This window comes from Streptomyces sp. NPDC043870 (genome assembly GCF_056435785.1).
Genome location: NZ_JBWKDT010000051.1, coordinates 22,481 through 28,480, shown reverse-complemented (window position 1 = coordinate 28,480; position 6,000 = coordinate 22,481). Strand labels below are relative to the sequence as shown.

At 73.0% G+C, this 6,000-nt stretch carries 7 protein-coding genes; all 7 read left to right on the top strand.

Translation table 11 applies throughout. The features are described 5' to 3' along the window. The first annotated feature begins 199 nt into the window (after nt 1-199). Nucleotides 200-817 (top strand): cell envelope biogenesis protein OmpA, encoded by a 618-nt coding sequence (locus AC0699_RS35080; RefSeq protein WP_478668734.1) that lies wholly within the window; start codon nt 200-202, stop codon nt 815-817. A gap of 80 nt (nt 818-897) precedes the next feature. Continuing rightward, entirely contained in the window at nt 898-1,092 is a 195-nt protein-coding gene (locus AC0699_RS35075) for a hypothetical protein (RefSeq protein WP_478668732.1), read from the top strand. Between the two features lie 140 nt (nt 1,093-1,232). Continuing rightward, nucleotides 1,233-1,775 carry a single stranded DNA-binding domain-containing protein gene (locus AC0699_RS35070; protein WP_478668729.1) on the top strand — a complete coding sequence of 181 codons (543 nt, stop codon included), beginning with the start codon at nt 1,233-1,235 and terminating at the stop codon, nt 1,773-1,775. Between the two features lie 76 nt (nt 1,776-1,851). Continuing rightward, nucleotides 1,852-3,372 (top strand): DNA-processing protein DprA, encoded by a 1,521-nt coding sequence (locus AC0699_RS35065; RefSeq protein WP_478668725.1) that lies wholly within the window; start codon nt 1,852-1,854, stop codon nt 3,370-3,372. Between the two features lie 125 nt (nt 3,373-3,497). Then, nucleotides 3,498-4,529, top strand: a complete 1,032-nt coding sequence (locus AC0699_RS35060; RefSeq protein ID WP_478668721.1) for an adenine nucleotide alpha hydrolase family protein — start codon at nt 3,498-3,500, stop codon at nt 4,527-4,529. Nucleotides 4,530-4,603: 74 nt separating this feature from the next. After that, nucleotides 4,604-4,957, top strand: coding sequence for a hypothetical protein (locus tag AC0699_RS35055; RefSeq protein WP_478668719.1), 354 nt, complete (start codon nt 4,604-4,606; stop codon nt 4,955-4,957). A 111-nt stretch (nt 4,958-5,068) separates the two neighbouring features. Next, nucleotides 5,069-5,974, top strand: a complete 906-nt coding sequence (locus AC0699_RS35050; RefSeq protein ID WP_478668715.1) for a helix-turn-helix transcriptional regulator — start codon at nt 5,069-5,071, stop codon at nt 5,972-5,974. The last annotated feature ends 26 nt before the right edge of the window (nt 5,975-6,000 follow it).

Sequence of the window (6,000 nt, the reverse complement as noted above, 5' to 3'; positions counted from 1 at the left end):
CTCCCCCCCTCCCCCCCTCCCCCCCCCCCCCCCCTTCCCCACCCCCCCCCCCCCCCCCCCCCCCCCCCCCCCCCGCGCCGGCCAGGGGCCCGCCGGGCCCCTGGCCGCACACCACCGGCCCAAGTCGCCTACCGACTGCTTCCAGTCCCGCGCCCAGTCGGCCCCCATGACCAACCACCCCGAAGGGACCACGACTCCCATGAGCCCATCCATACCCATGCGCTGCCTCGGTCGTCCGCTGGCCGGCGGACTGGTCGTGCCGTGGGTCTCCCTAATCCACAACGGGCACGCCGCGTTCGGCAGCCTCGACGCCGACCGTGCTCGCCGCGCCTTCCTCCAGCGCCTGTGCCAGATCTGCGGCCAGCCGCTTCAGGAGCGTTTCTTCGTCATCGTCCGCCCCGCCGACCAGGAGCAGGGCTGCTCCCCTGAGCCCGCGCTGCACCCGGAGTGCCAGCCGTACGCTGCGGCGTACTGCCCGATGCTCAACGGCACGGCCACCCGGTACCGCACCCGCCCGGTGCTCGCCTCACACCCCGCGGGCCGCCCCTGCACCGACCCGTCCTGCCCCTGCCCCGCGCAGGCCCCCGACGCGGGGCACACCGCCCGCAGCGGACGGCCCGCCGACCGGTACGAAGCCTGGATGATCGCCGCCCGGCACTACCAGCTCCTCCCCCACCAGGACCCACCCGACGTCCCCGTCGGCATCAGCCTGAACGTGCCCATCCTGCGCAAGCGCACCCTGCGCGAGGCCGTCCTGCCCGCCGACCAAGCCGCCCTGCTCGACCTCCTGCGCACTGCCCTGGACCCGGAGTCCTAGCCCTGGCCCCGCCCCGTCCGGGCACAGGCCGGGCCTGCCGCGCACACCTACGCCTCCCACCAGATGTCGAGGACACGGTCGTGCTCGACGACAGCGGTGAAGAAGGTGCGCCACGGCCGCCCCTGCTGGACGAGTTGCTGAGCGCGGCCTGCCGATGGGACAACCCGGGCTCGGCCACCTGCTGCGAGGGCCCCGGGCCCTGCCGAAAGTCCAAGCCGGCCGCAGAGCAGCCCGCCGCGCAGGTGGGCGGGCAAGGCTCGCGGCGCGAGCGGTAGGACTGCGGCCGGCCTCGCTGGGGGCGGGTGCTCCCATCCCGAAGGAAAAGGGGATAACACCCCCCAGTTTAAGTATTATGGAACTCGCTCGGGGCTTCCCGGGCACTGCCAGAACGTTCGTCGCATCGAGGAGTACGTCCATGAGCGGAGAGACCGCTGCCGTCATCCGTGGCCGCGTGTACGGAGCCGTGCGGCTGCGCTACACCGAACGCGGCACGCCCGCCGCCCGGTTCACCGTGGTGCAGGTTCCGCGCGAGTACGACCGCGCACGCGGCCAGTGGCGCGACGGGGAACCGGTCCCGGTCATCTGCACCGTCACCGGCCCGCTTGCCCGGCACGTATCCGAATGCCTCACCCACGCCGTGCACGTGATCGCCACCGGGAACGTGGCGCTGCGCGACAACGTGCTCTATCTCGACTCCGCCCAGGTCGGCGTGGACCTCGCCCACCACGTCGCCTACATCGACGACACCCTGCCCGCCGTCCTCGCCGGACGCGCCCCCGGTCCGGCCCCGCGCGCGGCTGCCACGCCCGCGCCCCCGCCCGCTCACCGAGCTGGACCGGCCCGGCCCGCCACGGCAGCCCGCCCGACCCCGGCCGCCATCCCGGACAGCGACTGGTGGCGGTCCGCCCCGCGCATTTCCCGGGACGCCGTCACCGCGCCCAGCCGCACCGGCCGCTGACCGCGCCCCCGATCCGTCACCGCCCATCGCGGCACCGGCATGCCCGCCGGCCGCCGCCCCGTCACGGAGGTTCGCCGTGCCCAGCCCCGCCCTGCCCGAACGCGCCGCCCGCGCCGCGCTCGCCGCCCACTTCACGCCCGCCCAACTCGCCGCTGAACTCGTGCAGTTCTCCGCCCAGGAGGTCTGGGAGCAGCGCGTCCGCCGCGACACCAGCGGACGCCTGGCCCAGTACCAGCCGACGGACGCACTCGACAACGCGCAGTTGTCCTGCCGGTTCATCATCCCCTCGGACGACGTGTGGCCCGCCGCCCTGGCCGACCTCGGTCCCCACTGCCCGCTGGGCCTGTGGGCGCGGGGACACAACCAGCTGCCGCAGCTCACCGCCAGCGCCGTCGCGGTGACCGGCAACCGCAACGCGACCGAGCAGGCCATCACCCGCACCCGCGCCTTCGCTACCACCGTCGCCGAGGCTGGTCACACGGTCACCGCGACACTCGCGTACGGCGTCGACTCCACCGCCCACCGCGCCACCGCCCAGGCAGGCCGGGCAGCACTCGCCGTCCTGCCGCGCGGTCTGGATCGCGCCCACCCGCACAACCACGCCCAGCTGCTTAGCTCCATCACCACGACCGGCGGCGCGGTGGTCAGCCTCTACCGGCCCGGCACCGAGGCGAGCGGCGCGACGCTCAGGGCCAGTGCCACCCTGCTCGCCGCCCTCGTGCGCGCGGTGATCCTCATCGAGGCCCTGGACCACGCCGAGGCGGCGATGCACACCGCCGAGGTCGCCGCCGACCTCAACCGGCCCTGCTCGCCCCGCCCGCCACCGAGGACGCACGCGCCGACGGCAGCGCCCGCCTGCTCGCCGTCCTGTGCCCGGACCCCGCGCGAGCGCTCGCCCTGCTCTGACATCCCAACCGCCCGCCGTGCCCGGCCGTCGGCCGGGCACGGGGCCCGGCCCTGGAAGGAGGGACGGACCGCCATGCCCCGTACCACGTACACGCCGTCGCTGCCCGGCCTCAGCACCACCGACGACCTGGACACCGTCATCAACTGGGGACTCGGCGCCGACTCCACCGCCTACCTCGCGCGGATGCTCACCGACCCCGCCGCGCACGGGATCGACCTGGAGCGCACCGCCGTCCTCTACATGGCCACCGGCAGCGAGTGGCCCGAAACGCGGCTCCTGGTCGAGGAGTTCATGCTGCCCCTGCTGCGCTCCCGCGGCGTGCGGTTCGTCCAGCTGTCGAGGTCCGGGCACCTGAAGGCGGACGGGATCACGGTCCTGCTCGACATGCCGTGGGCGCTCTACCACGTGCGCCGTCTGTTCCTGCTGTCCGCCGCCGGCGAGCGGCGCCCGGTGATGCGCTCCACCGAACGCGTCGACCTCGGCCGCCCGCAGCAGCTTGCCCGGCGGCTGATCTCCGCGTCCGAGCGGCACGGCGTCGACGTCGAGCACGACCCGGTGTACGGGCGCGCCCGGTCCTGGGTCCGTCCCCGCGGCACGGCGTGGCCGATGGCGGAGGAGCTCTTCGCCACTGGCCCCGCCCGCGTGATCGACAGCAGGACAAGAACTTCGAGCCGGCGTGGGACGCCCTGATCTCGGGCTCCAGTGCCCAGCTCCCGCTCGCCTGAACCGCCCCCCGACGTCGCCGTCCGCCGCGGACTGCACGCCGTCCTGTGCACCCAGTCCCAGCGCCCACTCCTCGACTCACTGGAGCTGACATGCCTTCCCGTCCCGCCAACCTCCCGCCCAGCACACCCGATTTGACCTCCTACGATCTCCTCGCACCCCAGCTGTCCGGCGGCAAGGACAGCGCGGTCATGATGGCCGTGTTCATGGAAGACGTCCGGACCGCCGGCGTAGCCGACCGCGTCATCTCGTACCACTCCAGCCTCGGTGTGCTGGAGTGGCCGCCCGTGGTTTACGACGGCGTCCGCTACCCGGGGGTGTCCGAGCTCGCCGCTCTGCAGAGCACCGCCTTCGGGGTTCCGCCCGACCGGCACATCGAGGTCACCCGCACAATGCCGGGCCCGGACGGCGACCGGATGCCGCACAGCCTGCTGACCGAGATCGCGGCGTACGGTCGTTTTCCCCGTATGGGCAGCCCGTACTGCCGTAAGGCCGCGAAGGAGAGCGTGGTTTCCAGCGCCTGGACGCCGATGGTCAGTCGCCTCAAGCGCGAGCTCGGCCGCCCGGTGCGGATCCTGAAGGTCATGGGCTTGCGCAGCGACGAAGGTGCCGACCGCAAGAAGCGCCCTGCCTTCCGTACGGTGCAGGCCAACAGTGCGCGGGTCGTGGACGAGTGGCTGCCCGTCAAGGACTGGTCGACCGACGCGGTCAAGGAGTGGCACGCCGACGCACCGGTGCCGTACTGCTGGACGTATGACTCCGTGCCCGGCGCGGGCGACTGGGCCGGCACCTCCCGCTGCTCGTGCTCGCTGTGTGTCTTCGCCTCCCGCGCTGACGTGCTGCTCTCCCTGGGTCGACGGCCGCGGCTGGCCGACCTGCACGCCGAGGTCGAGCAGGTGCGGGGCGACAGCTTCCGCGCGGACTGGCGCATCACCGACCTGATCCGCCACGCCAACACCTGCGGGGCACCCGACCCCGGCGTCGTTTGCCCGGACGACGGCCCGGAGTTCACCGCCCTGCAGGAGCAGGTCCGGGAAACGCTCAAGAAGGAGCCCCGCAAGGAACCTGAGATGGCGCGACACGGCGGGCGCGCCCTGTGTGACGGCTGCATCGCCCACAGCTGATCTGCGTGTGCCGGGCCGGGTCCGGACAGGCCCGGCCCGGCACGTCCCCCTTACAGTGGATGAAGGAGATGACCATGGATACCAACCCCACCGCCCTGCTTCTCGACCTCGCCGCCAGCGCCCAGGACCTGAGTGACCGGGACGCGCTGCAGGACCTTCTCGCCACGGGCCATCGCGCTTGGTGCGAGGGCGTCGCCGACGTCCATTCCGGCATCCGCCGGGAGGCCACGGACCTGTCCGACGTCCAGCTCGCCGAGCGGTGCTCTGCTGCGGGCGCGCCGTGGGAGAAGGGGATGACACGCGGCGAGGCGGTCTCCGCGCTCGCGTTCGCGATCTGGGATGCCGCGCCGGCCGCCATTGCGTACGCGGAGCTGGAGGAGCGCGCCGCGCTCTTCGGTGTCTGCCTTGTTGGCGAGGAGCTTCTGTAGCCGGTTTCGCGCTGGGCTGGACACGAACCCACAGACTTTGGCATTATCGAACCTGTCGCGCTCGACCGGGCGCGCCGGCACCGCCTTGCCGATCCTTCCAAAGGGGCCCAGATGTCTCCCGCCGAGCGGCTCGTGGACACCGCGCAGATCGTGTCCGAGTTCGGCACGAGCAAGCCCCGGATCAGCGAGTGGAGCAACGACCCCGCCAGCGGTTTCCCCGCGGTCGCGCACACCGAGGGCCGCAAGCGCTTCTGGCGCCGCGACGAGGTCGCGGCGTTCTTCGCGCAGCGCGCACCGAAGAAGCGCACGCTGCCGGCCGCGGTACTCGAGGCCGACCAGGACGAGCTGCTGACCAAGCGGGAGGTGGCCAAGCTCCTCGGCTACACCCGCACCTCCACCATCGACGCCTACTTCCGCGACCGGCCCGGATATTTCCCAGAGCCCGACGAGGACGTCGACGGCCCGATGTGGCGCCGCGGCACGATCGTCGCCTGGGCCAGCAACCGGCCCGGCAAGGGTCGGCGGGCATCCGCCCCGGCTGCTGCGCTGCCGCAGGTGTCGGCCGACGGTGACCCCGACGAGCTGCTCGGCACAGCCGAGGTCGCAAGCCTGCTCGGCTACGGCAGCGCCGCCTCCTTCTCCAGCGCCCTCTACCAGGGGCGCATCCCGGAACTGCCCGATCCGGACGCCCTGGAGAGGGAGGAAGGCAGCCGCGGCCGAGCTCGCAAGAAGTGGCGCAGGGTCACCGTCGTCGCTGCCGCCCGGCAGCGTGGCGTGCTGCCGGCCGCCGACCAGAACGAAGACGAGGACCTGGTCGGCGCCGCGGAAGCAGCCCGGATCCTCGGCTACAGCAACGCCGACAGCTTCATCAGCGCACTGGGGCACGGGCTCCTGCCCGACCTCGAGCAGCCCGACGGATACGAGTACCGACGCGGCAGCGCAGGCCGTCCCCGTCAGCAGCGCTGGAAACGCTCCCGCCTCGAGGAGCTGGCCACCCGCCGCTCCTCGACGTCCTGACTGCAGCACGCCAAACCGCGTCGCAG